At 71.5% G+C, this 24,846-nt stretch carries 21 protein-coding genes; 4 read left to right on the forward strand and 17 right to left on the reverse strand.

Annotated elements, in window-relative coordinates; genetic code table 11:
• Window positions 1-15 precede the first annotated feature (15 nt).
• The 4 genes from R2E43_RS09495 to R2E43_RS09510 form a co-directional block, all read right to left on the reverse strand.
• The gene (locus tag R2E43_RS09495; RefSeq protein WP_003973196.1) at window positions 16-699 is read right to left on the reverse strand and encodes a response regulator; all 684 of its coding nucleotides are present in this window, start codon (window positions 697-699) and stop codon (window positions 16-18) included.
• On the reverse strand, window positions 696-1,850 hold the full coding sequence (locus tag R2E43_RS09500; protein ID WP_011030479.1) for a sensor histidine kinase: 1,155 nt from the start codon (window positions 1,848-1,850) through the stop codon (window positions 696-698). The genes R2E43_RS09495 and R2E43_RS09500 overlap by 4 nt, the downstream gene beginning before the upstream one ends.
• A complete protein-coding gene (locus tag R2E43_RS09505) occupies window positions 1,847-2,371 on the reverse strand; it encodes a DUF1453 domain-containing protein (RefSeq protein WP_332056113.1) in 525 nt (174 codons plus the stop codon). The genes R2E43_RS09500 and R2E43_RS09505 overlap by 4 nt, the downstream gene beginning before the upstream one ends.
• 218 nt (window positions 2,372-2,589) lie before the next feature.
• Window positions 2,590-4,713, reverse strand: a complete 2,124-nt coding sequence (locus R2E43_RS09510) for a DNA gyrase/topoisomerase IV subunit B (RefSeq protein WP_003973199.1) — start codon at window positions 4,711-4,713, stop codon at window positions 2,590-2,592.
• A gap of 440 nt (window positions 4,714-5,153) precedes the next feature.
• Here R2E43_RS09510 and R2E43_RS09515 point away from each other — a divergent pair, with 440 nt between their 5' ends.
• Entirely contained in the window at window positions 5,154-5,384 is a 231-nt protein-coding gene (locus R2E43_RS09515) for a DUF7455 domain-containing protein (protein ID WP_003973200.1), read from the forward strand.
• A 111-nt stretch (window positions 5,385-5,495) separates the two neighbouring features.
• Here the strand turns inward: R2E43_RS09515 and R2E43_RS09520 are convergent, their stop codons facing one another.
• From R2E43_RS09520 to R2E43_RS09550, 7 genes are all read right to left on the reverse strand, one after another.
• The gene (locus R2E43_RS09520) at window positions 5,496-6,353 is read right to left on the reverse strand and encodes a S1 family peptidase (protein ID WP_003973201.1); all 858 of its coding nucleotides are present in this window, start codon (window positions 6,351-6,353) and stop codon (window positions 5,496-5,498) included.
• Between the two features lie 166 nt (window positions 6,354-6,519).
• Complete coding sequence (locus R2E43_RS09525) at window positions 6,520-8,055, reverse strand: RNA polymerase sigma factor (RefSeq protein WP_003973202.1); 1,536 nt, start codon at window positions 8,053-8,055, stop codon at window positions 6,520-6,522.
• 428 nt (window positions 8,056-8,483) lie between these two features.
• Complete coding sequence (whiH, locus tag R2E43_RS09530) at window positions 8,484-9,371, reverse strand: sporulation transcriptional regulator WhiH (protein WP_003973203.1); 888 nt, start codon at window positions 9,369-9,371, stop codon at window positions 8,484-8,486.
• 164 nt (window positions 9,372-9,535) lie between these two features.
• On the reverse strand, window positions 9,536-11,644 hold the full coding sequence (locus R2E43_RS09535) for an ABC transporter ATP-binding protein (protein WP_332056114.1): 2,109 nt from the start codon (window positions 11,642-11,644) through the stop codon (window positions 9,536-9,538).
• A 55-nt stretch (window positions 11,645-11,699) separates the two neighbouring features.
• Window positions 11,700-12,458: an NUDIX hydrolase gene (locus tag R2E43_RS09540; RefSeq protein ID WP_003973205.1), complete on the reverse strand. Its 759-nt coding sequence runs from the start codon at window positions 12,456-12,458 to the stop codon at window positions 11,700-11,702.
• A 131-nt stretch (window positions 12,459-12,589) separates the two neighbouring features.
• Window positions 12,590-14,185: a DUF4192 domain-containing protein gene (locus R2E43_RS09545; RefSeq protein ID WP_332056115.1), complete on the reverse strand. Its 1,596-nt coding sequence runs from the start codon at window positions 14,183-14,185 to the stop codon at window positions 12,590-12,592.
• 165 nt (window positions 14,186-14,350) lie between these two features.
• A complete protein-coding gene (locus tag R2E43_RS09550) occupies window positions 14,351-16,510 on the reverse strand; it encodes a RecQ family ATP-dependent DNA helicase (RefSeq protein WP_003973207.1) in 2,160 nt (719 codons plus the stop codon).
• 287 nt (window positions 16,511-16,797) lie between these two features.
• On the opposite strand from R2E43_RS09550, the gene R2E43_RS09555 reads away from it, so the two are divergent.
• A complete protein-coding gene (locus R2E43_RS09555) occupies window positions 16,798-17,412 on the forward strand; it encodes a hypothetical protein (RefSeq protein WP_003973208.1) in 615 nt (204 codons plus the stop codon).
• 279 nt (window positions 17,413-17,691) lie between these two features.
• Here the strand turns inward: R2E43_RS09555 and R2E43_RS09560 are convergent, their stop codons facing one another.
• The 3 genes from R2E43_RS09560 to R2E43_RS09570 all read right to left on the reverse strand — a co-directional run bounded on the left by R2E43_RS09560 (window position 17,692) and on the right by R2E43_RS09570 (window position 19,802).
• Window positions 17,692-18,330: a hypothetical protein gene (locus tag R2E43_RS09560; RefSeq protein ID WP_193485557.1), complete on the reverse strand. Its 639-nt coding sequence runs from the start codon at window positions 18,328-18,330 to the stop codon at window positions 17,692-17,694.
• A 68-nt stretch (window positions 18,331-18,398) separates the two neighbouring features.
• Complete coding sequence (locus R2E43_RS09565; protein ID WP_003973210.1) at window positions 18,399-19,100, reverse strand: ribonuclease HII; 702 nt, start codon at window positions 19,098-19,100, stop codon at window positions 18,399-18,401.
• An 81-nt stretch (window positions 19,101-19,181) separates the two neighbouring features.
• On the reverse strand, window positions 19,182-19,802 hold the full coding sequence (locus R2E43_RS09570; protein WP_003973211.1) for a TetR/AcrR family transcriptional regulator: 621 nt from the start codon (window positions 19,800-19,802) through the stop codon (window positions 19,182-19,184).
• A gap of 187 nt (window positions 19,803-19,989) precedes the next feature.
• Between R2E43_RS09570 and R2E43_RS09575 the strand changes: the two genes are divergently transcribed.
• Complete coding sequence (locus tag R2E43_RS09575; RefSeq protein ID WP_193485559.1) at window positions 19,990-21,537, forward strand: MFS transporter; 1,548 nt, start codon at window positions 19,990-19,992, stop codon at window positions 21,535-21,537.
• A gap of 287 nt (window positions 21,538-21,824) precedes the next feature.
• On the opposite strand, the gene R2E43_RS09580 is transcribed toward R2E43_RS09575, so the two are convergent.
• From R2E43_RS09580 to R2E43_RS09590, 3 genes are all read right to left on the reverse strand, one after another.
• The gene (locus R2E43_RS09580; RefSeq protein WP_003973213.1) at window positions 21,825-22,730 is read right to left on the reverse strand and encodes an ADP-ribosylglycohydrolase family protein; all 906 of its coding nucleotides are present in this window, start codon (window positions 22,728-22,730) and stop codon (window positions 21,825-21,827) included.
• A 12-nt stretch (window positions 22,731-22,742) separates the two neighbouring features.
• Window positions 22,743-23,402 carry a histidine phosphatase family protein gene (locus R2E43_RS09585; protein ID WP_003973214.1) on the reverse strand — a complete coding sequence of 220 codons (660 nt, stop codon included), beginning with the start codon at window positions 23,400-23,402 and terminating at the stop codon, window positions 22,743-22,745.
• Window positions 23,403-23,515: 113 nt separating this feature from the next.
• A complete protein-coding gene (locus R2E43_RS09590) occupies window positions 23,516-24,130 on the reverse strand; it encodes a YdbC family protein (RefSeq protein WP_003973215.1) in 615 nt (204 codons plus the stop codon).
• A 160-nt stretch (window positions 24,131-24,290) separates the two neighbouring features.
• Here R2E43_RS09590 and R2E43_RS09595 point away from each other — a divergent pair, with 160 nt between their 5' ends.
• Window positions 24,291-24,824 carry a TerD family protein gene (locus tag R2E43_RS09595; protein WP_166680913.1) on the forward strand — a complete coding sequence of 178 codons (534 nt, stop codon included), beginning with the start codon at window positions 24,291-24,293 and terminating at the stop codon, window positions 24,822-24,824.
• The last annotated feature ends 22 nt before the right edge of the window (window positions 24,825-24,846 follow it).

Consider the following 24,846-nt stretch of genomic DNA (forward strand, 5'->3'; position numbering starts at 1 on the left):
ACCCCATCAGGTGATTCATCTCCCTGGTGGCCGCACCAGCCCCTTCCCATAGGCGTAACGCACCGCCTGTGCACGGTCCTTGAGACCCGTCTTGGCGAACAGGTTGTTGATGTGGGTCTTCACCGTGGCCGTGGAGACCCGCAGTCTGCTCGCGATCTGGTGGTTGGTGAGCCCCTCGGCGATGAGGACCAGCACCTCGGTCTCCCGGGTGGTGAGCCCGTCCGGGGGCTCGGGCGGTCCGGTCGGCCGCGGCTCGGACTCGGACAGCCACTCCAGCAGGCGTCGCTGGATGCTCGGCGCCAGTCCCGCGTCTCCGGACAGGACGCTGTGCACCGCCCGGACGATCTCGTCCCCGCCCGCGTCCTTGGTGAGATAGCCACGCGCCCCCGCGTGCAACGCCGGGAACAGCGATTCGTCGTCCGCGTACGTCGTGAGGACGACGACCTGCGTCCCGGGGTGCTCGGACCGGATCCGGCGGGTGGCCTCCACCCCGTCGCACCTGGGCATGCGCAGGTCCATGAGCACGACGTCCGGAGCGAGTTCGGCGACGACCCGGACCGCCTCCTCGCCGTCACCGGCGGCGCCCACCACGTCCACGCCGGGCAGGAGCCCGAGCAGCATCACGATCCCCTCACGCACCACGGTCTGGTCGTCCACGACCACCACCCGCGCGGGCCTCCTTCCGGGCTCCTCACTCATACGGGCACCTTCAACGTCACCACGAACCCCTCCTCGCCCGGCCCTGCCCGCAGCGAACCGCCCAGCAGCTCGGCACGCTCCCGCATGCCCAGCAGACCGTACCCACCTCCGGTGCCGGTGTCTTCGCCGTGCGGGCCCCCCGAATCCCGCACGTCCAGCACCACTTCGCGGGCGGCGTAGTCCAGCCGCACCCGCACGCCGGCGCCGGGGGCGTGCCTGCGGGCGTTCGTCAGCGCCTCCTGGGCCACCCTGCGCACGGCCTGTGACGCCTCGGCCGGCAGCGGTCTGCGTTCGCCCGTAATGGTGACCTCTGCCGTGCCGCCTGCCGTCTCGACGAGCTGGGCCAGGAACTCCTCCAGCGGCGTCAGGTCGCCGCGCAGCGCGGACAGCGCCTGCCGGGTCTCGGCGAGTCCGTCGCGGGCCATCCCCCGCGCCGCCACCACCCGGTCCAGGATCTGCTGCCGGTCCGCGTCCCGCTCGATGAGCAGTCGGGCCGCCTCCAGGTGCACCATCTGCGCCGAGAGGCTGTGCGCCAGCACGTCGTGGATCTCCCGCGCGATACGGGCCCGCTCCGCGAGTGCCGCGGTCTCCGCCTCGGCCGCCCGGGCGGCCCGCTCCTGGGTCAGCAGCCGCTGCGCGCTCCCCCGTGCCTCGGCGTCGAGTCGCAGGACGTATCCGGCGAGCACCAGTCCGACCGCCGTCGCCACCGTGGTCAGCCACGCGTCGTCGCCGACCGCGGCGTAGAAGGCCAGCGCGACCGAGGCCACGGGCAGCGCGGCGGCGATGGGCAACCGTTCCAGGGCCACGACGGCGCAGCCGCACCAGATGACCAGTGCGGGCACACCGAAGCCGACGGACCGGGCGGCCACCGCGATCGCGAGCAGGAGGACGACGAGTGCCAGGGACGGCCACAACCGGTGCGCGAGCGTGGTCCGGAAGAAGGCCCATGCCACGCACACGGCGGCCACGAGGCCGGCGGCCGCCGCGGCCGATCCCCACCCGTGCAGACGGCTGCTGGTGAACGCACCCCACAGCAGCATCCCGAACACCACCAGGCGCACCGCCCCGGTGAGCAGGCGGCGGGGCCGGGAGACGCTCTCGGGCAGGAGCGCCTCCCTGGAAGGCCACCTCGTCCAGATGTTCTCCGTCACGCGGGCTCCTTCCAGGTGGGCCGGGGCACGGCGTCACGGTACGCGGGGCCGGGTGCTCCGGCGGGGCGTGGGCCCTGAACGCGCCAGGCCAGAACGCCGGACCGGACCAGCAGGGTCACCGCCAGGCCGAACAGCAGGGCGGAGCCGTCCTGTCGCACTCCCAGGACCGCACCGATCCCGTAGAGGCCGGCGCGCAGCGCGATTCCGACGGCCCACACGGCGACGCTCGCCCTGGTGCCCCTGCTCCACACCGCGCCGTCGGCCTCGGCCCATATCCGGGTGGTCCAGGCCCACCCTGCGCCGGTGAGCAGACCGACGATCACCTCGGCGGCGCACAGCAGCAGGGCGGCCGTCTGGTGGTGGGCGTCGATCATGCCCGGTTCGCGCAGCGCGACGATGCCCAGCACCACGGGCAGCACCCACCGGCGTCGGCCGGTGTCGATCCGGCTCGCGCGGAACTGCCGGGTGATCACCAGGCCGGCCACCGCCGTGACGACCAACGCGTCGAAGAGCCCGGACATCGTGCCTCCGTCAGCGGAAGAAGGGGATGCCGGCGGAGTCCCGCCGACGCCTTCGACGTTACGGAAAGTGCGAGGTCACGGGATCGGAGCCCGGGTGGATCATGGGTGGAGTTCTGCCCGGCAGGGCACTCCACCCGGGGGTGGAGAGGACGACGGACCGCACACGACGGACCGGGCCCGGTTCACGCTCCCGGGCCCGGTCCGACGGCTGGGCTGCCTCAGGCGTCGATGCGCGACCGGTCCAGCGTCGCCGCCGAGCTGGAGATGAACTCCTTGCGGGGTGCGACGTCGTTGCCCATCAGCAGGTCGAAGACCTGCTCGGCGGAGTCCAGGTCGGTCAGGTTGATCCGGCGCAGGGTCCGGCGGCGCGGGTCCATGGTGGTCTCCGCCAGCTGGTCGGCGTCCATCTCGCCGAGGCCCTTGTAGCGCTGGATGGAGTCCTTGTACCGGATGTTCTTGCTCTGGAACTCCATGAGCTTGTCGCGCAGCTCGCGGTCCGAGTACGTGTAGACGTACTTGTCCTGGCCCTTCTTCGGCTGGACCAGCTCGATGCGGTGCAGCGGCGGCACCGCGGCGAACACCCGGCCGGCCTCGACCATGGGCCGCATGTAGCGGTGGAAGAGGGTCAGCAGCAGGGTGCGGATGTGGGAACCGTCCACGTCGGCGTCGGTCATCATGATGATCTTGCCGTAGCGGGCCGCGTCGATGTCGAAGGTACGGCCCGACCCGGCTCCTATGACCTGGATGATCGCCCCGCACTCGGCGTTCTTCAGCATGTCCGTCACGGAGGACTTCTGGACGTTGAGGATCTTGCCGCGGATCGGCAGCAGCGCCTGGAACTCGGAGTTGCGGGCGAGCTTGGCGGTGCCCAGAGCGGAGTCGCCCTCGACGATGAACAGCTCGCTGCGGTCGACGTCGTCGCTGCGGCAGTCGGCGAGCTTCGCGGGCAGCGACGACGATTCCAGGGCCGTCTTGCGGCGCTGGGCGTCCTTGTGCTGGCGCGCCGCGATACGGGTGCGGGCCGCGGCGACGGCCTTCTCCATGACCACCCGGGCCTGCTGGGCCGCGTCACGCTTGGTCGAGGTGAGGAACGCCTTCAGTTCCCTGCTGATCACGTTGTTCACGATCCGGCGGGCCGCCGAGGTGCCGAGGACCTCCTTGGTCTGGCCCTCGAACTGCGGCTCGGCGAGGCGGACGGTGACGACCGCCGTCAGCCCTTCCAGGGCGTCGTCCTTGACGATGTCGTCCTCGGCGACGCGCAGCATCTTCTTGGTGCGCAGCACCTCGTTCATCGTCTTGGCCACGGCCTGCTCGAAGCCGGCGACGTGGGTGCCGCCCTTGGGCGTGGCGATGATGTTGACGAACGACCTGACCGTGGTGTCGTAACCGGTGCCCCAGCGCAGTGCGACGTCGACACCGAGGTCGCGGGTGACCTCGCTGGGCGTCATCTGACCGTCCTCGTCCAGGACCGGGACCGTCTCCTTGAAACTGCCCTGCCCACTGAAGCGCAGGACGTCGCAGACAGGCCGGTCGCCGGCCAGGAACTCGCAGAACTCGCTGATGCCCCCGTCGAAGCGGAACGACTCCTCGCCCTTGCTGCCGCCGTCACCGAGACCGAACTCGTCGCGGACGACGATGGTCAGTCCGGGCACCAGGAACGCGGTCTGGCGGGCCCGCTGGTGCAGGTTGTCCAGGGAGAGCTTCGCGTCCTTGAGGAAGATCTGGCGGTCCGCCCAGTACCGCACGCGCGTGCCCCTGCGGCTCTTGGGGACCTTCTTCACCTTGCGCAGCCCGCTCCCGGCCTCGAACTTCGCGTCCGGCCCGGCCTTCGCGAACGTCCCAGGGACCCCGCGCCGGAAACTGATGGCGTGGGTGTGCCCCCCGAGGTCGACCTCGATGTCCAGGCGGGCGGACAGGGCGTTCACCACGGAGGCGCCGACACCGTGCAGGCCGCCGGAGGCGGCGTAGGCGCCACCGCCGAACTTGCCGCCGGCGTGCAGCTTGGTCATGACGACCTCGACGCCGGACAGGCCGGTCTTGGGCTCGACGTCGACCGGGATGCCCCGGCCGTTGTCCCGGACCTCGACCGAGGCGTCGTCGTGGAGGATCACTTCGATGTGGTCGCAGTAACCACCCAGGGCCTCGTCGACGGAGTTGTCGATGATCTCCCACAGGCAGTGCATCAGGCCACGGCTGTCGGTCGATCCGATGTACATGCCCGGACGCTTGCGTACGGCCTCGAGCCCCTCGAGGACGAGCAGGTGCCGCGCGGTGTAGTTGGATCCGTCCCGGTCTGCTCCTGCCAGCAGCGCAGTGGACGGCACGGATGTCTCGGCGGTCACGCGGTTCGCTCCTCGCTGAATTTCAGATGGGGCCCCGCTGGGTAAGGGCGCGGCTCTGTTCACCGGTCAGAGGGTACCGAGGCCTGGTAGAGCCGTTGTAACGCCACCCTCGTCACGCGCTCACCCTAGTCCAGGATCGCATGCCTGTTCGATCCCTCGATGGGGTGAAGTACACATCACGTTCCCTTCGACGCATGAACCATTTAGGCTCCGGGCACGTCCTCATGAACAAACCGGCAACCCAGCCGGCGGGACCGACACTGACCGACTGCGCGAACCCGTACGACACAAAGACACGCAATACGGCACATTCGCCGCCAATCGGCAACAGCCGGCCCCTCGGAAAGTTTTTTCGAGGAAAAGCCACGAGCGGGAACGTTTTGGGGCTGGTTGGATGTTGACCCTGGTACGACAGCTCGTCGAGCTAGAGAAGAGGCGACGTGACTACTGTTCTGACTCCCGCAAGCCCGCTTACGGCCGCCGATCGTTGCGACCGCTGCGGCGCCCAGGCATATCTGCGCGTCGTCCTGCTGAGCGGCGGAGAACTGCTCTTCTGCGCCCACCACGGTCGCAAGTTCGAGCCGGAACTCAAGAAGATCGCCGCTGAGATACAGGACGAGACGGAGCGGCTGACGACCGCTCCGGCATCTTCCGCCGAGGAAGAGCGCTGACTCAACGCGCCCGACGACGAGCCGAATCGGCACAGGCCGGTGAACGGGCGGCCGCCTCCGGAACCCGGAGGCGGCCGCCCGTGCTCGTACCCGAAAGGCTCTCAGCGGCCGTCAGACGCCCCCGCGCTGCTGCGCGGCGGTGCCGTCCCAGCCCAGCGTCCGCAGTATCGAGGAGACGCGCGTGTACACCCCGGGACTGCCCGGGCGCCCGCAGCCGCTCCCCCAGGACACGAGACCGATGAGTCTGCCCCGACCGACCAGCGGTCCTCCGCTGTCCCCCTGACAGGCGTCACGGCCCCCGGCCTCCTCCCCGGCACAGAGCATGGTGGCCGGGAGGTAGTGGCCGTCGTCATCGCCCGGATACGCCCGCTCGCAGGACGCGTCGGGGAGTACGCGCACCCGGGACGCGTGCAGGCCGTTCGCGTAGTCTCCGGCGCCCGAGGTGTCCCCCCAGCCGTAGACAAGGGCCGCGGTGTCCGGTGTGTACGCCGGGTCGCCTTCCGCCGCCATCCCTATGACCGAGCCCGCGGGGAGGGCTTCGGAGAGCGTGAGCACCGCGAAGTCGCCGGCGTTGGTGCCGTCGTCGTGCTCCGGATTCACCCACACGGAGCGGACGGGGATCTCCTGACCCCGGTCCGACAGCAGGTCGGTGCGGCCCGCGATGACCCTCAGGTCGTCCACCTGTTCCGGCGGCGACCCGAGCACCTCCTCCCCCAGACAGTGGGCCGCCGTGAGCACGGTGGTCCGGCCGACGGCCACTCCGCCGCAGAACTGGCCCGCCCGCGTACCCCCGAACCGGTCACGACTGGACAGGGCGACGGTCCACGGACTGTCGGACACCTCGACCGGAAAGCCTCCGACGACGATGCTGTCGGCGGCCGCGGGGGCGGCGGACCCCAGAGGTATCGCGGTCGCCGCGGCCGCCAGCACCAGCGGCCGGGCCAGTGTCCGGGCAAAGAGACGACGCATGCGGGCTCCTCACTCCTAGGTGGTCATGGGACACCCAGAGTGATCCAGTACGCCGTGCCGCGCACCCGCTGCCCAGCGAGAAGGCCCGGTCCCGCACCTGGCGGGACCGGGCCTTGGCCGCTCGTACCGTCCGGTCGTACCGCCGGTCCGTACGGTCGGCTACGACCTAGTCGAGGTAGTCGCGCAGCACCTGCGAGCGCGAGGGGTGACGCAGCTTCGACATGGTCTTCGACTCGATCTGGCGGATGCGCTCACGCGTGACGCCGTACACCTTGCCGATCTCGTCGAGGGTCTTCGGCTGACCGTCGGTGAGTCCGAAGCGCATGGAGACGACGCCCGCCTCGCGCTCGGACAGGGTGTCGAGAACGGAGTGCAGCTGCTCCTGCAGGAGTGTGAAGCTGACCGCGTCGGCCGGGACGACCGCCTCGGAGTCCTCGATGAGGTCACCGAACTCGCTGTCGCCGTCCTCGCCCAGCGGCGTGTGCAGCGAAATGGGCTCGCGGCCGTACTTCTGGACCTCGATGACCTTCTCCGGGGTCATGTCGAGCTCCTTGGCCAGCTCCTCCGGGGTGGGCTCACGGCCCAGGTCCTGGAGCATCTGGCGCTGCACGCGCGCGAGCTTGTTGATGACCTCGACCATGTGCACCGGGATACGGATGGTGCGCGCCTGGTCGGCCATCGCGCGGGTGATCGCCTGGCGGATCCACCAAGTGGCGTACGTGGAGAACTTGTAGCCCTTGGTGTAGTCGAACTTCTCCACCGCGCGGATCAGACCGAGGTTGCCCTCCTGGATGAGGTCCAGGAAGAGCATGCCGCGGCCGGTGTAGCGCTTGGCCAGCGAGACCACCAGGCGGAGGTTGGCCTCCAGCAGGTGGTTCTTGGCGCGGCGGCCGTCCTCGGCGATGATCTCCAGCTCGCGCTTGAGCTTGGGCGCCAGCTTGTCGGAGTTCGCCAGCTTGTCCTCGGCGAACAGACCGGCCTCGATGCGCTTGGCGAGCTCGACCTCCTGCTCGGCGTTGAGCAGGGGGACCTTGCCGATCTGCTTGAGGTAGTCCTTGACCGGGTCGGCGGTGGCACCGGCCGCGGCGACCTGCTGGGCCGGGGCGTCGTCCTCGTCCTCGTCGGACAGCACGAAGCCCGCGTTCTCGGTACCCTCGGGCTCCTCCGTCGCGGCCTTCGGCTCCTCGGTCGCCTCGTCCTCGAGAAGCTCGCCGTCTTCCTTCTTGGCGGTGGTCTTCTTGGCCGCCGCCTTCTTGGCGGTGGTCTTCTTCGCCGTCGCCTTCTTGGCGGTCGTCTTCTTGGCCGCCGCCTTCTTGGCGGGCGCCTCTTCCTCGACGGCGGCGGGCTCGGTCGCGGGCGCCGCCGGGGCGGCGGGAGCGGTCGCCTTCCTGCTGGTCACCGGCTTCGCCGCGACCGCCTTCGTGGCGGTGCGCTTGGCGGGACTCTTCGCTGCGACGCTCTTTCGGGTGCGCTTGGGCTCTGCGGCACTGACCATCAGCGTCACACCCTCTTCCTCGAGGATCTGGTTGAGGCTGCGCAGTACGTTCTTCCACTGAGTGGCCGGAATCTGGTCAGCTTCGAAGGCCCGACGCACGTCATCGCCGGCGATCTGCCCCTCAGCCTTTCCCCGCTCAATGAGCGCCATGACAGAGACGGACTCGGCGATCTCCGGCGGGAGCGTACGGGATGTGCTGGCCGACACGAACAACCTCTCGGAACGTTGAAAAACGGCTTCCGGCCCCGTCCACGGCGGACAGGGGCCGACCACCGGCTTGGGAATGGGCCGACGGTGCGGGCGGGCCGGGGAGATGCACAGCGCCGTGAACGGCGTCCGTATTCCCTCCGCGGCTGTCACCTCTTAGGTCATCGTGTTGTTCCCAAGAGCGTTACGCCCAATCCGCGTGGCCCGAGTCACACCCCGTAAGCGATCAAAATTGGTCAGATGCGGATAAACAAGGTCATCAACTCGTACCTTCCGGCCGCGCGAGGAAGGCGCAGCCCGCTCATCACACCTTCGGACCCCGTGGAACCGGGAGCGGCTCCGCGGGGTCCGAAGGTGACGGCGGTGGCCGGCCACAGCCACAGGAGGGGTTTGGCGTGCCCGGACCCCGCCGTTCCGGCGGAAGGCGGTCAGTGCTCGCGGGGGGCGGGCACCACGCGTTCCACCTCGGGGTGGACGGTCAGAAGTTGACGCATGGCCGCCTCGGCCGCCGCGCCGTCACCGGTGGCGAGGGCGTCGACGATCCTGCCGTGCTGCGCGATCGACACGTCGTTCGGCCGGTCACAGCCCGTGACCGGCCCGCCCGAGACATGGAGGGCGGCGGAGACGATGCCGGAGAGGTGGTCCAGCATCCGGTTGCCCGCGATCTGGATGAGCAGGGTGTGGAACTCGGTATCGGCGCGCGAGAAGGTGAGCGCGTCGCCCTGCCCCATGGCGTGGCCCATGATCCCGACCATGTCGGACAGCCTCTGCTGGACGTCCTCGCGCCCGTGCCCGGCGGCCAGGCGCGCGGCGAGCGGCTCGATCGTCCAGCGCAGCTCGCTCAGCTCGCGGCGCTGGTCGTCGCGCTGCGGACCGAAGGCACGCCATTCGATGATGTCAGGATCCAGCAGGTTCCAGTCACTGACGGGGCGCACACGGGTGCCGACATTGGGGCGAGCGCTGACCAGCCCCTTGGCCTCCAGCACGCGGAGGGACTCGCGCACCACGGTGCGGGAGACCTCGAAACGCTGTCCGATCTCCTCGGGCACCAGCGGGCGGTCGGCACCCAGGTCGCCGGAGACGATCATCTGGCCCAGCTGCTGGACGAGTTGCCCGTGCAGTCCGCGGCCACGGTTGCCCGCGGTGCGCCGGCCCACGCGCCCCAGCTCGGGCTCCACCCCTTCCCAGGAGGGCGCCCCGAGGCGGTCGACGGCGGGCGTCTCCGCGTACGGGTAGCGGTCGAGTTCGCCCGGGTTCGCGAGGCCGGAGTCGGCGGAACGGGCGGCGGTCATCATGGTGTGCGCAAGGGTACTCACGCATCCTTTGTCGGCGCCGACCTCAACTCCCTTGAGGTCTTTGGTGAAAAGCACACGAAAGGGTGATCGCTCACCCCGTCGCAATTGACGCCTTATCGGAAAGAAATGGGCTTTCCCCGGGGAGTTGCGCACACGGTCGGAACGCAAGGGTGGGAGAGGGGTCGTCAAACCCTGCTGCGCAGGGTCGTGAGCAGATAGGCGCAGAGCAACGCGGTCAGCGACAACGTCATTGCGCCGCCGACCGGTTGGGCGACCAGGCGCAGTACCTCCGCCACGTACCGCTCACCTCCGAACGGCCACTGGGTCAGCAGGACCTCGCGCACCCGCATCGGCAGTCCGGCGGCCGTCCGCACGGACGGTCCCTCCCAGACCTTCTGTACGAGCGGTACGACGACGACCGGGACGGCGACCACCGCGGCCAGCCCGGCGGTGGTGGACCGGAAGACGCCCGCGGCGAGCACCCCGGACCAGGCGCACCCGATGACGAGTCCGAGCCAACCCGCACTCAGGGCGGTCCAGTCGGCGGGGGCCTGGGCGAGCTCCGGCCCGTAGAAGAGGCGGAGCACCTCGGCGTCGCAGCCCACCGTCAGCGCGGCCAGCAGCAGTGCGGTGGCCGCGGAGACGAGGAGTTTGGCGGTCAGCAGGCCCATGCGCCGGGGCACGGTGCCGCGGTCCGCCGCCAGCGCGGGGTGGCGGAACTCGTCGCCGAAGGCGAGGGCGCCGAGCAGCCCGGCGCCGAGCGCGGCGGGCGGCAGCGGGAGTTCCCGCGGCCAGGCGGCCAGGAGTCGCGGCTGCGGGGTGTGTCCGACTCGGGCCAGGACCACGGCGACGACGGCGGACACGAGGAGCACGACCGCACCGGTGACGAACCCGGTGCGGACGCCCACCGCGCGACGGAGTTCGTAGCGCAGCGGACGGAGGGGGCTGGGAGCGGAGCGGACGGAGATCGGCGGCGGCAGCGTGGCGGTCGCTTCCCGGGTCCGCGCGCTGCCAGGGACGAGGGCGCGGAACGGGCGCGGGGTGCGGAGCGGAGCGGCGTCGAGCGCGGAAGGCCCGCCAGCAGGCGCGGAGGGACCGGGAGCGGGCGCGGAAGGCCCGGATGCGGGTTCGGAGGGACCGGGAGCGGCTTCGGGGCCGTGGCCGGAGACCGGGGCCGGGGCCTGGCGGGGGCCGGGAGTTCTGTTCGGGACGGCCACCGATGCGGGGCCGTCCCCGTCTCCGTGCTCGGCACCGCGCCCGTCTTCGAGGGTTTCGCCTTCCGTGGCGGGCGACGGGAGGAGCACACCGGGCGTCTCCGGGCCCGGCCTCCCCGCGCTCAACGTGCCTGTGCCCGGCGCTCGCTCGCCGTCCGCCTGCCGGCGTTCCTGCTGCCGGGCTGCGGGGATCTCACCGGCTCCTGGGCCCATGTCACCGACTTCGTCGGCGAGTTGGTGCACGAGGATGCCGTGCCGGAAGGCCGCCTCGCCGATGTCGGCGCACGTACTGCCGTACACCGCGAGCCGGTTGCCGCCCTCGCGGACCACCTCGACGGAACGGCGGGCCGCGCGTGCCTCCTTGGTCACCAGGGCCGCGAGCCGGGCGGCGTGCGGGCTGCGTACGGCGACGCGGGGGCGCAGCCGGGTGCGGGAGAACTCCGCCGCCTCCTGGTCGGCGACGACCCTGCCCCGCTCGAGCGTGACGACGTGGTCGGCGCTGCGCGCGGCCTCCTTGGGATCCGCCGTGCTGAACAGCACCGTGCCGCCCTGTGCGGCGTGCGCGCGCAGCGCTCCGTGCAGTCCTCGGGCATCGTGGGCGGAGAGGGCGCCGGCGGGATCGTCGAAGACCAGGGTGTGCGGGTCGGGGACCAGTGCGCAGGCCAGTCCGAGGCGCCGGTCCATGCCCCGGGAGAGGGAGCCGAGGCGTTCGTCGCGCAGGCCCAGGAGACCGACCGACTCCAGGACCTCGTCGGCCCTGCGGACGGGAACACCGGCCGCGGCGCACAGCATGCGGAGATGGCCGCGCACCGTACGGGCGGGGTGGCCCGGAACGTCCCCCAGCAGCACGCCGACCTCGCGTGAGGGGTGGGCGATGCGGTGCAGGGGGCGGCCTCTGAAGTAGGTGAGGCCACGGCCCCGCTGAAGGCCGAGCATGAGTCTGAGTGCCGTCGTCTTGCCGGCGCCCGATGCTCCGAGCAGCGCGGTGACGCGGCCCGCGCGCGCCTCGAACGAGACGTCGTCGACGGCGGGCGGAAGCTCCTTGCGGGGGTTGCTGGTCAGTCCGAAGGCCTGGATCACCCGTAGCAAGATAGCGTGTGATATCCGATTTTTCGGGCATCGTGCGGGCCCGGCGTCATACCTCGGGACGGAGCATCGGCGGGTTGAGGAGGGTCGCCCCGCCCGCGCGGAAGAGCTGGGCGGGACGGCCGCCCTGGCGGGTGGTCGTGCCGCCGGTGGGGACGAGGAAGCCCGGGGTGCCCGTCACCTTGCGGTGGAAGTTGCGGGGGTCGAGCGCCACGCTCCACACCGCCTCGTAGACACGGCGGAGCTCCCCCACGGTGAACTCGGGCGGGCAGAAGGCGGTGGCCAGCGACGAGTACTCGATCTTGGAGCGGGCTCGTTCCACGCCGTCCGCCAGGATCTGGGCGTGGTCGAAGGCGAGCGGCGCCACCGCTTCGCCGGCACGGCCGTAGCCGCTTTGTTCGAGCAGTTCCTCGACCGGCGCCCAGCGGGCGTTGCTGGCGTCGCCACCGGCTCGCGGCGCGGGCAGGTCGGGGGCGAGCGCGAGGTGGGCGACGCTGACCACCCGCATGCGGGGGTCGCGCTCGGGGTCGCCGTACGTCGCGAGCTGCTCCAGGTGGGCGCCGTTGTCCTGGGACGGTGCGGCAGGGTCGTGGACGCACAGCCCGGTCTCCTCGGCCAGCTCCCGCGCCGCCGCCTGCGCCAGGTCCTCGCCGTCCCGTACGAACCCGCCGGGCAGGGCCCAACGGCCCTGGAACGGCGGCTCGCCCCTGCGCACCGCCAGCGCGCACAGTGAGTGGCGACGCACGGTCAGCACGACCAGGTCCACAGTGACGGCGAAGGGCGGAAAAGCTGACGGGTCGTAGGGCATGCGGCGATCATAGTCGTCTGCCTGACGATAAACACTCCCTTCGGCAACCGCTTCGCCGCTGATCCACTTCCTCCCGACCTGCGCCTCCCCGCCCGGCGGCCCCGGGCACGTCCGGGGCTCGGCCATCGGCCTCAGGAGCACTCCCTGACCCCGTGGCTCCCGCTCTCTCCCGGGCCCGCGCCCTCCGGGCGGGTGTCCTCCCGGCCGGTGCCCGGCGTCGCCGGAGCGTGGGGGCGGGTCCGTCCCGTGCGCGGGACGCCGGGGTGGCCGGCCCCGGGGGTGGTACGGGGAGACATGGTGCGCGGAGGCATGGCCTCGGTCCCGGGCCGGTGACCCCCCGACCTCGTCCGGCGCCGTACACCGGAGGGCGAGGCGAGCGAGCGCTCGCGGCGCCGGCGGCGGGGCGGCGCTGCGGACAACGGCCGGGCCGGTTCCGGTTCCGGTTCCGCTTCCCTGTCCCCTTCCACCGCCGCGCCGCCGCGTCCGTCGTCGTCCGCGGTGGTGTCTCCCGTGCCCTGGCCGCCTTCCCTGCCCTCGCGCAGGCAGCGGCGGATCGACTCGGGATCGAGACCCTCGTTGCACGCCTGGTGCAGAAGCCGGGCGAAGAGGTAGTCGGGGTCCGCCCCGAGGGCCATGGCAAGTGCCTCTCGCGCCTCCAGCTCGTCACCGGTGGACCAGGCGACCCAGCCCGCGAGGGTGAGGGGCGCGGCCGCGTGTTCGCCGTACGGCCCGACGCAGCGTCGGGCCAGGGCCCGCCACAGGCGCATCGCGGGTGCCGCCTCGGCGCCCTCCATCCAGGCGGCGGCACGGTCACGCGTCGTACGGTCCTGGAGCCCCAGGATCAGTGCCGCCGCCTCGTCGTGCCCGAGCAGTTGATCGTCCCGCTCGTCCTCGGCCGGCGCACCGGACACGGGCGGGGCCCCGGCGAGGCGTCGCATGATCCGCTCCGCCGTCTCCAGCGTCTCCTCGGCCACCTCCGCCCGGCCCCCGGCGTCAAGGATCCTGGCGACCAGCGTCGTGGCGGCCGCGTCCAGGGCGGCCGCCTGCTCGGCCGCCATCGCGTGCTCCCTCGGAAGCATCCTGGCCCGCAGCTCGGTGAGCGAGCCGCGCACCTGGATACCGGCGTAGGTGGCCGCCGCGGCCAGCACCGACGTACCCGGCAGTCCCACGGGGAGGCCGTCGGCAGGGCAGCAGTCCTCTTCGTCGCAGCAGTACGACCAGAAGCGTCCGTCCGAGATGCACAGGGCTTCGACGACGGGAATGTCGAGCGCACCGCACTCGACACGGAGCTTCTGGGCCAGCGGCCGCAGTCGCTCCATCACCTTCCGGCCGGTCTCGCCCGGGCGAGGTTCCTGGCAGAGGTAGGCGACCATCTGCTCGGGCCGCACCCCTCGGCGCTCGCTCCCGGTCACCAGGCCGTGAACCAGTTGTCCGGCCGCGGCCGCCCAGTCGTCCGGGCTCGCGGGGATACCGAGCCGCGCGCGGCCGCCGAACCGGCCCCGACCGTCCCGGTCGCGCAGAGCCGCCAGGACGATGCTGTCCTCGGGCCGGTACCCGAGCAGGTACGGCAACGCGTCCGCCAGCTCGGCGGGGGTGCGCAGGGTGACCTGGTGTTCGTCTGCGGGGCTCTCGGGCATGGGGCCGTCCGCCCGCTCCCGCCCCCGCTCCGCGGCTCGCGAGATGTCGCCGTTCTCGGAGGATCCGGTCGTTTCGCTGTGGTTCGTCATGACTGGACGATCTCGCGGATCGGAAAACTCCGCTTTGGCCTGTGGACAACTATCTACAGGGACACGTCACACCGGGCGATCCCTGCCCTCGGAAGCCGCACCGACGAGCCGTCCCACCCGGCCTCGACGCCCGGCCGGGCGACAGCCTCCGAGGGCCGGAACCCGTCATCCGGCCAGGGCCAGGACGAGCGGGAGCACGTCGTCGGCACCGGCCTGCCGCAGGAGGCGTGCGCCGACGGCCAGGGTCCAGCCGGAGTCGGTGAAGTCGTCGACGAGCAGGACCGGACCGTCCGTGGCGGCCAGCGCCGCGGCGAGTTCGCCGGGCACGGTGAACGACTCGGCCAGGGCCCGCAGCCGCTGGGCGGAGTTGCTGCGATGGGCGGCGTACTCGTCGGCGTGGGGGGTGTGGGCGAGGCTGCCCAGCAGCGGGAGCCTGCCGACCCGCGCCACTCCCTCGGCCAGTGAGCCGACCAGCTGGGGCCGGGTGCGGGAGGGCACGGCGACGACGCCCACGGGCCTCGCCACCGCGTCGGGAGAGCCGGTGGCCCAGCCACCCGGTGAACGGGCCCAGTCGGCCAGCACCGTCACGACGGCCCGCAGCACGTCGTCCGGGACCGGACCGTCCGCGGCCTGCGCCGACAGGAGGGGCCGCAGACGGTTGCCCCAGCCGATGTCCGACAGCCTTCCCAGTGCCCGCCCGGTGAGGGCCTGCCGGCCTGCGGGAATGCGGCCCTTGAGGTCCATGCCCACCGCGGCGAGGCCGGTCGGCCACATCTTGCGCGGCTCGACCTCCACGCCCGGACGGTCCAGCTCGCCCGTCGCCGCCGCGAGGGCCCCGGCGGAGACGGCGGGGTCGAGCCAGGGGCCGGCGCAGGTGTCGCAGCGACCGCACGGGGCCGCCTTCTCGTCGTCCAGCTGCCGCTGCAGGAACTCCATCCGGCATCGCGTGGTGGACACGTACTCCCGCATGGCCTGCTGCTCCGCCTGCCGCTGCCGGGCCACCCAGGCGTACCGCTCGGCGTCGTACGCCCACGCCTGTCCCGTGGCGGCCCAGCCGCCCTTCACCCGCTTGACCGCGCCGTCCACGTCCAGGACCTTGAGCATGGTCTCCAGCCGCGATCGGCGGAGGTCCACCAGCGGCTCGAGTGCCGGGAGCGACATGGGCCGCCCCGCCTCCTCCAGCACCGCCAGCGTGCGCCGGACCTGCTCCTCCGGCGGGAAGCCCACCGAGGCGAAGTACGCCCAGATCGCCTCGTCCTCCCGCCCGGGCAGCAGCAGGACGTCCGCATGGTCCACGCCGCGCCCGGCACGTCCCACCTGCTGGTAGTAGGCGATGGGGGACGAGGGCGACCCCACATGAACGACGAAGCCCAGGTCGGGTTTGTCGAAGCCCATGCCCAGCGCCGATGTCGCCACGAGCGCCTTCACCCGGTTCGCCAGCAGATCCTCCTCCGCCTGCAACCGGTCGGCGTTCTCCGTCTTGCCCGTGTAGGAGGCCACCCGATATCCGCGCTGCCGCAGGAACGCCGCGATCTCCTCCGCCGCAGCCACCGTCAGGGTGTAGATGATCCCGGAACCGGGCAGCTCGCCCAGCCGCTCCCCCAGCCACGCCAGCCGGTGCGCCGCGTCCGGCAGCACCAGCACGCCCAGCCGGAGGCTCTCCCGGTCGAGCGGCCCCCGCAGTACCAGAGCGTCCCCGGCGCCGGTGCCCAGCTGCTCGGCCACGTCGGCCGTGACCCGCGCGTTGGCGGTCGCCGTGGTGGCCAGCACCGGCACCCCGGCCGGCAGCTCGGCCAGCATCGTGCGCAGCCTGCGGTAGTCGGGGCGGAAGTCGTGCCCCCAGTCGGAGATGCAGTGCGCCTCGTCCACCACGAGCAGGCCGGTCGTGGCCGCGAGCCTCGGCAGTACTTGATCGCGGAAGTCGACGGAGTTGAGGCGTTCCGGGCTCACCAGGAGGACATCCGTCTCACCCCGCTCGACCTCCCCGTAGATCGCTTCCCAGTCCTCCGGGTTCGCCGAGTTGATCGTGCGCGCCCGGATCCCCGCCCGCGCGGCCGCCTCGACCTGGTTCCGCATCAGCGCCAGCAGCGGCGAGATGATCACCGTGGGTCCGGCGCCACGGCGGCGCAGCAGGGCGGTGGCGACGAAGTACACCGCCGACTTGCCCCAGCCGGTGCGCTGCACCACCAGGGCCCGCCGGTGCTCCTCCACCAGGGCCGCCACCGCCTGCCACTGATCCTCCCGCAGCCGTGCCGAGCCCTCACGGTCGCCGACGAGCTCGGCGAGGACGGCGTCGGCTTCGGTCCGGAGTTCCACGTGGTCCATGCCCCCATGCAACCCGATGGCACTGACAATCGGCGAATCCCGAACGAGCCGTGGCGTGTGCCGTGCCCCATGCGTCGCCCGGTGACACTCCGGGTAGGGATATAGAACGCACATCAGCCGATATGGGTCCTCGGTCTCAATTGCTCGTTGCCGCATCCAAGTTCGACAGGAAGAATTGAAGTCCGCTCCCCGCACGGCCCGCCGTGACCCGGCAGGGCTTCGCTGCGGTGCGCGCTCCCCGCATTTGACCCTGCCCGCAGTGTGGGCGCGTAGCCGAAGGGAGGAACGTGACCTTCGGATTCGCTCCGTCCTCGGCGGCCTCGTTTTCGTCGTCCGCCGTTTCCGCCACTCGCATGCTCGAACCGGCGGAGTGGGCCGCCGCCGGAATCCCGCTGCTGCGCAATCCCCGCGAGGTCGTCACCGGGCTGCACTCACGGCACCGTCCCGAGCCGGCGACGGCGGTCGTGGCCGTACTCGACCCGGACGAACGGCTGCGCGCCAGTGCCTCGTTCACCAGCCGCCGCGCACCCGCCGACGGATGGATGTTCCGCAACGCGCTGCTCTCGCAGCTGCGCCGTGTCATCCCGCACGACCTGCGGCGCCGCACTCCGGTGCGCACCGCCGTGCTGCTCTACTGCCGTGAGGGCGACGGGCGCTGGACGCAGGAGGACGGCGCGTGGATGTGGGGGCTGCGGGACGCGTGCACACTGCACGGGCTGCGCTGCGGCGCGTACATCACGCTGACCCGGGACGGCTGGCAGGTCCTGGGCGAGGGCCGCGGCGGGCGTCGGCCCAACGCGGCGTCGACGCCGGAGCCCTTCGCCACGACGGAGTCGCCTCCTCCGCCGCCACGCACCGGCGGTGTCGCCTCGGACGTGCTGCGCCGCGCCGCGGCCCGCTGAGCACCGCGGGCGGGGCGGACTCGGCGAGGCCGCCCCGATGGAGGCCACGGGCTAGGGCCACGGGCCACGGGCCACGGGCCACGACGTGACCGCGGCCCTGGCCGTTGCGCTGTTCGCTCGTGACCCGACCGGTGCTAGTCCCGTCGGCGCCGACCGCGCCGGACGTCCGGCGCCGGAGGCCCTGCGGGCACCCGGGCAGGCCGGAGCTCCACCGTGCCGGGGGCTCCGGCCCGCACCGCCTGGGTCACACCGGTGTCCGCCGCGCTCGGCGGAACGGGCTCAGACGCCCGCGCCCAGCACCGAGTTGATCCGCTGCGGATCACCGCAGACGATCAGCAGGGCACCGGCCCGGGAGTGGGCCGCGGTCAGGGCGGTGACAGCGGCGGCCTCGGGGCCGCCGTTGAGCGCGACCACGACCACGGCCCGCGACGCGGCACGGTCGGCGACGGTGGCGTCGGTGTAGAAGACGTCGTCGCCCGCGTCGTGCTGCGCCCAGTAGGCGGCATCGCCGAAGGACAGTTCGTGGGCCGCCCACGGGTGGAGTTCGCCGGTGGTGATCACCAGCACGTCACCGGGGGTACGACCCGAGTCCAGCAGCAGGTCCAGGGCCTCTTCGGCGGCGTCGAGCGCGCCGTCGGGGGTGGCCGGGATCAACTGGATCTGCGGGGCGGCCGAGGTGGCTTCCGGGGCGGCCGGGGCGGCCGGACCCGAAGGTCCGGGTGTGGCGGCCGTGTCGCGCGTCGCGCGTTGCGCCGGCGGTGCCGGCCGCACCGGGCCGGGACGGCCGGGGCGCGGCGGAGCCGCGGGACGGGGGCCGGGTACGGGGCGGGGGGTCGGCGCGGTGCGGCCACTGGCCGGAGTGGCGCGGGGACCCTGGGCCTTCTCGTGAATCTGAGGCTCCTCGGGAATGAGAGGCATGAGCTGATATTTATCAAACGTTGGTGCGGCTCGCGTCGGCGGGTGGCACATACCTGCGAGCGGGACCGTCAGAAATCGAATCCGAGCTGACCCTCGATTTCCGGAACGCTTCCCTCCACCCAACTGCGGACCTTCTTGAGGTGCCGCCACTGGGGCAGCGCATCAAGATACGCCCACGACAACCGGTGGTGCGGGGTGGGGCCCCGCTCCTCCAGTGCGGCCTTGTGCACGGGCGAGGGATACCCGGCGTTGTCCGCGAAACCGAAGTCTGCATGGTCGACACCCAGTTCGGCCATCATTTTGTCGCGCTGGACCTTGGCGAGCACCGAGGCCGCCGCGACGGCGATGCAGGACTGATCGCCCTTGATCACCGTGCGAACCCGCCAAGGGGCCCCGAGATAGTCGTGCTTGCCGTCGAGGATGACGGCGTCGGGGCGGACGGGCAGGGTCTCCAGGGCCCGCACCGCCGCAAGTCGCAGCGCGGCGGTCATCCCCATCGCGTCGATCTCCTCCGGGGAGGCGTGGCCCAGGGCGTAGGACGTGACCCAGGTCCGCAACTCCACCTCGAGTTCGGTGCGTCGCTTGATGGTGAGCAGCTTGGAGTCGGTCAGACCGACCGGGGGTCGGCGCAGTCCGGTGATCGCGGCACAGACGGTGACCGGACCGGCCCACGCACCGCGCCCCACCTCGTCGACACCGGCAATGATCTTCGCTCCGGTCGTGGCGCGAAGGGAGCGCTCGACGGTGTGCGTAGGTGGTTCGTACGGCATGGCGCCCCTAGCGTACGCCGCCGCGATCGCCGGGCGACACCCCGGTCCCCAAAGCGGGAACGGCCCCCTGGCCGCCCGGGGTCAAGGGCTGTCGGGCCGCAGCAGCGGGATCATCAACTGGTCGATCATTTCCTCGAGCTCGCGATCCGTCCATTCACTTGCACAAATTTTGGAGCGGTACATCATCATCGCCGGGATGGCGTCGCAGACATACCCGTTGACCGCGTCGCGCCGGACCTCCCCCCGCTCCATTCCGCGCTCGATGACCTCACGGAGCAGCTTGAGGGTCGGCTCGACGACACCCTTGAGGATCACCGCATGGAAGCGCTCGGCCTGCATGGTGTCGCATTCGTGAATCACGGAGCGCAGAGCGAATCCGGGCCGGGAGAACATCGCGTCGCGCGCCCTGCGGCACAGCTCCAGCAGGTCCTCGCGCACGCTGCCACGGTCGGGAGCCGTGTCGAAGTCCGGCAGCCCGGACCGCAGCGCGTCCGCGACGAGATCTTCCTTGGAGGGCCAGCGCCGGTAGACGGCGGCCTTGCCGGTCTGCGCGCCCGCGGCCACCCCCTCCATCGTCAGGCCGTTCCAGCCGACGGTCCCGAGCTGGTCCAGCGCGGCCTCGAGGATCGCGCGCTCCAGGACCGCGCCGCGCCTGCGGGAGGGCGTCTGGGCGGAGGCGGACGCCCAGTGCGAAGCAACCATGTCGGAGGTCTCCAGAAAAGCGGTGAAAACGGGTATTCGGGGATATGGCACGCATCGCGCGGCCGCGACGGGGACCGGACGCGCGACGACACGACAAGTGAACGGTTGCGTTCACTGTCTCCGGGTCACTAACGTTGAAGCAACAGTGAACGCGAGCGTTCACTAAATCGTTCGTGGGGGACACATAGTGACAACCTCTTCTCTGATCAAAGACAAGAAGCCGGGAGCGGCCCGCCGGGAGGGGCATCCCGGCATCGCACTCGCCGTCATCGCGGCCTGCCAACTCATGGTCGTACTCGACGCGACGATTGTGAACATCGCGCTCCCGCACATCCAGAACGCGCTCGAGTTCAGCACCACGGACCTCACCTGGGTCGTCAGCGCCTACACGCTCACCTTCGGCGGCCTGCTCCTGCTCGGCGGCCGAGCCGGTGACATCCTCGGCAGGCGCCGGGTCTTCATGACCGGCATCCTGCTGTTCACCTTCGCGTCGCTGCTCGGCGGCTTCGCCCAGGAACCCTGGCAGCTGCTGGCCGCGCGCGTCCTGCAGGGCATGGGAGGCGCGATCGCGTCGCCCACCTCGCTGGCCCTCATAACCACCACCTTCCCCGAGGGGCCGGAGCGCAACCGGGCCTTCGGAGTCTTCGCCGCCGTCTCCGCGGGTGGCGGTGCCATCGGCCTGCTGGCGGGCGGCATGCTCACCGAGTGGCTCGACTGGCGCTGGGTGCTCTTCGTCAACGTGCCGATCGGCATACTGATCGCCGTGCTCGCGCCGCTGTACATCAGCGAGTCCGAACGGCACTCCGGCCGCTTCGACATCGCCGGGGCGGTCACCTCGACGGCGGGCATGGCATCTCTCGTCTACGGCTTCATCCGGGCCGCGGACGAGGGCTGGCGGGACAACCTGACCATCGGCTCCTTCGCGGCCGCCGCGGTCCTGCTGCTGGCCTTCGTCCTCATCGAGCAGCGGGCCAAGGAACCGATCACCCCGCTGAAGATGTTCGCCGACCGCAATCGCTCCGGCACGTACGTGATCATGCTGAGCCTGGCCGCGGCGATGTTCGGCATGTTCTTCTACATCGTGCTGTTCGTGCAGAACGTGCTCGGCTACACGCCCATCGAGGCCGGACTGGCCTTCCTGCCGGTCACGGTCGTGATCGCGCTCGGTGCCGGCCTGTCGCAGCGCTTCCTGCCCGTGTTCGGCCCCAAGCCGTTCATGATCGCGGGCTCGGCGCTCGCGGCGCTCGGGCTCGGCTGGCAGGCCCTCATCAGCTCCGACAGCTCGTATGTCGGCGGAATCCTGGGACCGATGCTGATCTTCGGCTTCGGCATGGGGCTGAACTTCGTCACGCTGACGCTGACCGCGGTCTCCGGCGTCGCCCAGCACGAGGCGGGCGCCGCGTCGGGGCTGCTCAACGCGATGCAACAGGTGGGCGGATCCATCGGCCTCGCCATCCTGACGACGGTCTTCGGCACGGCCAGCAAGGACGAGGCGGCGAAGCAGGTACCCGACTTCCTCACCAACGGTTCGCCGGAGCAGAAGGCCGAGTTCACCCAGACGCACCAGCTGCCCGCGCCCTGGTCGCACGACGTGCTGGCACAGGGCATCTCGGCCGCCTTCATCCCGGCGGCGGCCATGGCCGTACTCGCCCTGGCCACGGCCTGGCTGGTGATACGGGTGCGCAAGAGCGACCTGGACGCCCTGTCCGGCACCGCCGGACCGGGTATGGGCTGACACCCCGGCGCCCCGGGCGGGGCGGGGCCTGCCGGTGGGCGTCGCGCCCGCCCGCCGGGGCCCGTCCCGCCCGCTCGCGTCCGACCGGGCGACCGGCCGGCCGAGCGGGGCGGCGGACAGCACGACGGACAGCAGCGCGACGAACACCGACAGCGCGTCCACGTCCCACCCCCATGACCTTCCTGTCCGCCCGGAGGCGGTGCCCCGGGCAGCGGTTGTCATGACAACGCACGGACGGTCACACAGAGTTCCCGGCGCGCACGGAGAGTTTCTGTCGAGGGATCCGGTCAGGCCGACGTCGTCATCCAGGCGGGCAGCGCCTCGACCCGCTCCGCCCACTCGGCCGGGGGCGCCCCGGCCTTGCCGGCCGCGATCACCCCGCCCACGATGGCGCAGGTGGTGTCCACGTCCCCGCCGACCTGGGCGGTGGTCCAGAACGCGGTCTCGTAGTCCCGGAGGGCGCGCGCCGCGGACCAGAGGGCGAAGGGGACCGTGTCATGGGCGGTCGTACGCCGACCGCAGCCCAGGACCGCCGCCACCGTGGCCGCGTCGCCGTAGTCGAGCATGTCCCGGGCGCGTCGCAGTCCCGCGCCCACCGCGCTCTTCGGTACGAGCGCGATCACCCCGTCGAGGAGCGTGTGCGCTGCGGGCGGGCCGGCCGGATCGGCGGCCAGCGCCGCGGCCGCCGCGACGGCCATGGCACCGACCACGGCCTCACGGTGCTGGTGTGTCGGGTAGGCCGAGATCTCCGCCTGGTGGGTCGCCTGCTCCGGATCGTCCGCGTACCAGGCGCCGAGCGGGGCGATACGCATGGCGGCGCCGTTGCCCCACGAGCCCTGGCCGTTGAACAGCGCCGCGGCCAGCTCGCGCCAGTCGCCGCCTTCGCGGACCAGCCGCAGCAGCCGGTTGACCGCGGGTCCGTACCCCCGGTCGAAGTCGTGGTGATGGGCGAAGGAGTGTGCCAGGGCGTCCTGGTCGATGCGGTGGTGGGCGGCCAGGACGGAGACGACGGAACAGGCCATCTCCGTGTCGTCCGTCCACTGCCAGGTGCCGGGCGGCAGCTCGCGGCGCCCCAGCAGCGGGTAGTTCGCGGGAACGAAGAACTGTGAACCGAGCGCGTCCCCCACCGAAAGTCCGCGCAGGCTGGAAAGGGCGCGGTCCAGGCGCCCGTCAGAAGAGGAATGAAGGGTCATCGCCCCGCCACTCTATCCGGTGATCCCGTACGGTTCCGGATCTCGCCAGCGTTCGAAGGGCCGGTCAAGGCTGTACTTGCCGTCCGCACCGAGAACGAGCATCCGCATCTCGGCGTTCCCGGGGTTGGCCAGCGACTCGAACTCCGCGACCGTCCAGTGGAACCACCTCATGCAGAACAGCCGCATGGCCAGCCCGTGCGTCACCAGCAGCACGTTCGGGGGATGGTCCGGGTCCTCGAAGCTGCGGAACAGGCTCTCCAGGAAGCCGCCGACCCGGTCGTACACGTCGGCGCCGGACTCGCCCTGGGCGAAGCGGTAGAAGAAGTGCCCGTAGGCGTCGCGGTAGGCCTTCTGCAGGCGCACGTCGTCGCGGTCCTGCCAGTTGCCCCAGTCCTGCTCCCGCAGCCGCGGCTCCTCGCGTATCCGTATGAGGTCCGGGTCGAGGCGGAAGGCGCGGAGCGTCTCGTGGGTGCGGCGGTACGGGGAGACGTACACGCTGATCCGCTCGCTGCCGAACACCTCGCGCAGCCCCTCGCCGGTCTCCTCGGCCTGCGCCCGGCCCCGGTCGGTGAGGGCGAGCGCGTGGTCGGGTTCGCGCTCGTACACGGTGTCATCGACGTTGCCGATCGACTCGCCGTGCCGGACAAGAACGATGCGCCGTGGTCGTGCCATGCCAGAACCCTAGATCGAGACGGGCGGAACCAAGCACCCGTACGGGCCCCGTACGGCGTACGTCACACAGTTTCCACACCTGGGAGAGGTATGCGGGTCCGGATCTCAAACGTTCAAACGGTCCAGGAGGGTTCCAGTTGCACGATGTCGCCCGTGAGCGCCGCGATGTCGGCCTCTGTCTGGGCGCGCAGGGCGAGCCGCTCCACCCGCTCGGTGCGGTACTTCCCGTGTTCGGCGGCCGACAGCCACATGGACAGCACGAGGTACTCGTTGTACCCGTTCCCCGGGGCCTCGCCGAACAGGCCGCGGATCATGCCGGGCGAGCCGGCCATCGCCGGGTTCCAGACCTTCTCCTGCATGAGGACGTAGTGCTCCGACCGCTCCTCGTGGACCCGGCACAGCGCCACCCGCAGCAGGTCGGCGTCGGTGAAGCGCGGCTCGAACCCGGTCTTCACGTCGAAGCGGTAGTCGAAGAGCCTGACCTGGGCGTCCTTGAACGTGCCCGCCTGGGCCGAGGCCAGCCTGTCGTGGGAGCGGGCCATGAAGGAGTCGTAGAAGGCACGGCTCTCCCAGAAGGCGAAGACGTGCGCCACGTCCGGCCGCCCCCGGCTCCAGCCACCCCCCTGTCCCCGAAAACCCGGCTCCCCCGGAAGCCCCGCCCACTTCCGCTGCCCCCGTTCGAAACCGCGGCGGTCCACCACGGTGCAGCGAATCCACTTGACCAGCACCGCGCCATCGTACGGCCACGGAACCCGGCGCCGGCCGCTCTCCGCGGGACCGCTTGCCCGCACCCCCGCCCCGGTGCGTGGCAGGATGGACAACCGGCCGCCACCACCCGGCAGTTCAGGTGGCCCGGGCGGGGCGGGGGCACCTGGGAAGGGGAAGTCTGTGAACGGCCTCAGCAAGGGCATGGGCAAGGTCGAGGTCGCGCTGCGGTGGGACCCGAGTCCGGCCGGAGAGCCACCCACCGATCTGGACCTCGTCGCCGGGACCTATCCGGCCGGTGACCCGTACGGGACCCCGGTCTACGTGGTGCACTTCGACAGCCGCTCGCCCGACGGCACGATCTATCTCAACCGGGACAGCAGGGATGGCAAGGGCTTCGGTTTCGACGAGGTCATGACCCTGGAGCTGGAGCGGCTGGACGCCCGGTACGCGCGCGTGGTGGTGGGCGTCGCCATCCAGCAGCACACCGAGGAGCGGACCTTCCGCGACGTGGTCAGCCCGGGCCTGCGCATCCGCGAGGGCTACACGGACCTGGCCGCCGACGACTTCGCCGGCGTTCCGGCCGCCACCGCGGCGACGGTCGCGGAGTTCGTCCGGGACGAGGCGGGGGCGTGGGAGTTCCGCGCCGGCGTGCACGGCTTCGACGGCGATCCCGCGATGTTCACCCGGACGATGGGCGCGGCACGGCGGCCCTGACGTCGCCGGTGTATGAGTAAGG

Source organism: Streptomyces violaceoruber (assembly GCF_033406955.1).
Lineage (GTDB): Bacteria > Actinomycetota > Actinomycetes > Streptomycetales > Streptomycetaceae > Streptomyces > Streptomyces violaceoruber.

Coding starts and splice junctions, on each gene's coding strand:
- R2E43_RS09520 (WP_003973201.1), bottom strand. CDS start 6,353: ATGCGTCGTCTCTTTGCCCGGACACTGGCCCGGCCGCTGGTGCTGGCG.
- R2E43_RS09565 (WP_003973210.1), bottom strand. CDS start 19,100: ATGCCGTACGAACCACCTACGCACACCGTCGAGCGCTCCCTTCGCGCC.
- R2E43_RS09570 (WP_003973211.1), bottom strand. CDS start 19,802: ATGGTTGCTTCGCACTGGGCGTCCGCCTCCGCCCAGACGCCCTCCCGC.
- R2E43_RS09505 (WP_332056113.1), bottom strand. CDS start 2,371: ATGTCCGGGCTCTTCGACGCGTTGGTCGTCACGGCGGTGGCCGGCCTG.
- R2E43_RS09540 (WP_003973205.1), bottom strand. CDS start 12,458: ATGCCCTACGACCCGTCAGCTTTTCCGCCCTTCGCCGTCACTGTGGAC.
- R2E43_RS09560 (WP_193485557.1), bottom strand. CDS start 18,330: ATGCCTCTCATTCCCGAGGAGCCTCAGATTCACGAGAAGGCCCAGGGT.
- R2E43_RS09580 (WP_003973213.1), bottom strand. CDS start 22,730: ATGACCCTTCATTCCTCTTCTGACGGGCGCCTGGACCGCGCCCTTTCC.
- R2E43_RS09550 (WP_003973207.1), bottom strand. CDS start 16,510: ATGGACCACGTGGAACTCCGGACCGAAGCCGACGCCGTCCTCGCCGAG.
- R2E43_RS09545 (WP_332056115.1), bottom strand. CDS start 14,185: ATGACGAACCACAGCGAAACGACCGGATCCTCCGAGAACGGCGACATC.
- R2E43_RS09585 (WP_003973214.1), bottom strand. CDS start 23,402: ATGGCACGACCACGGCGCATCGTTCTTGTCCGGCACGGCGAGTCGATC.
- R2E43_RS09495 (WP_003973196.1), bottom strand. CDS start 699: ATGAGTGAGGAGCCCGGAAGGAGGCCCGCGCGGGTGGTGGTCGTGGAC.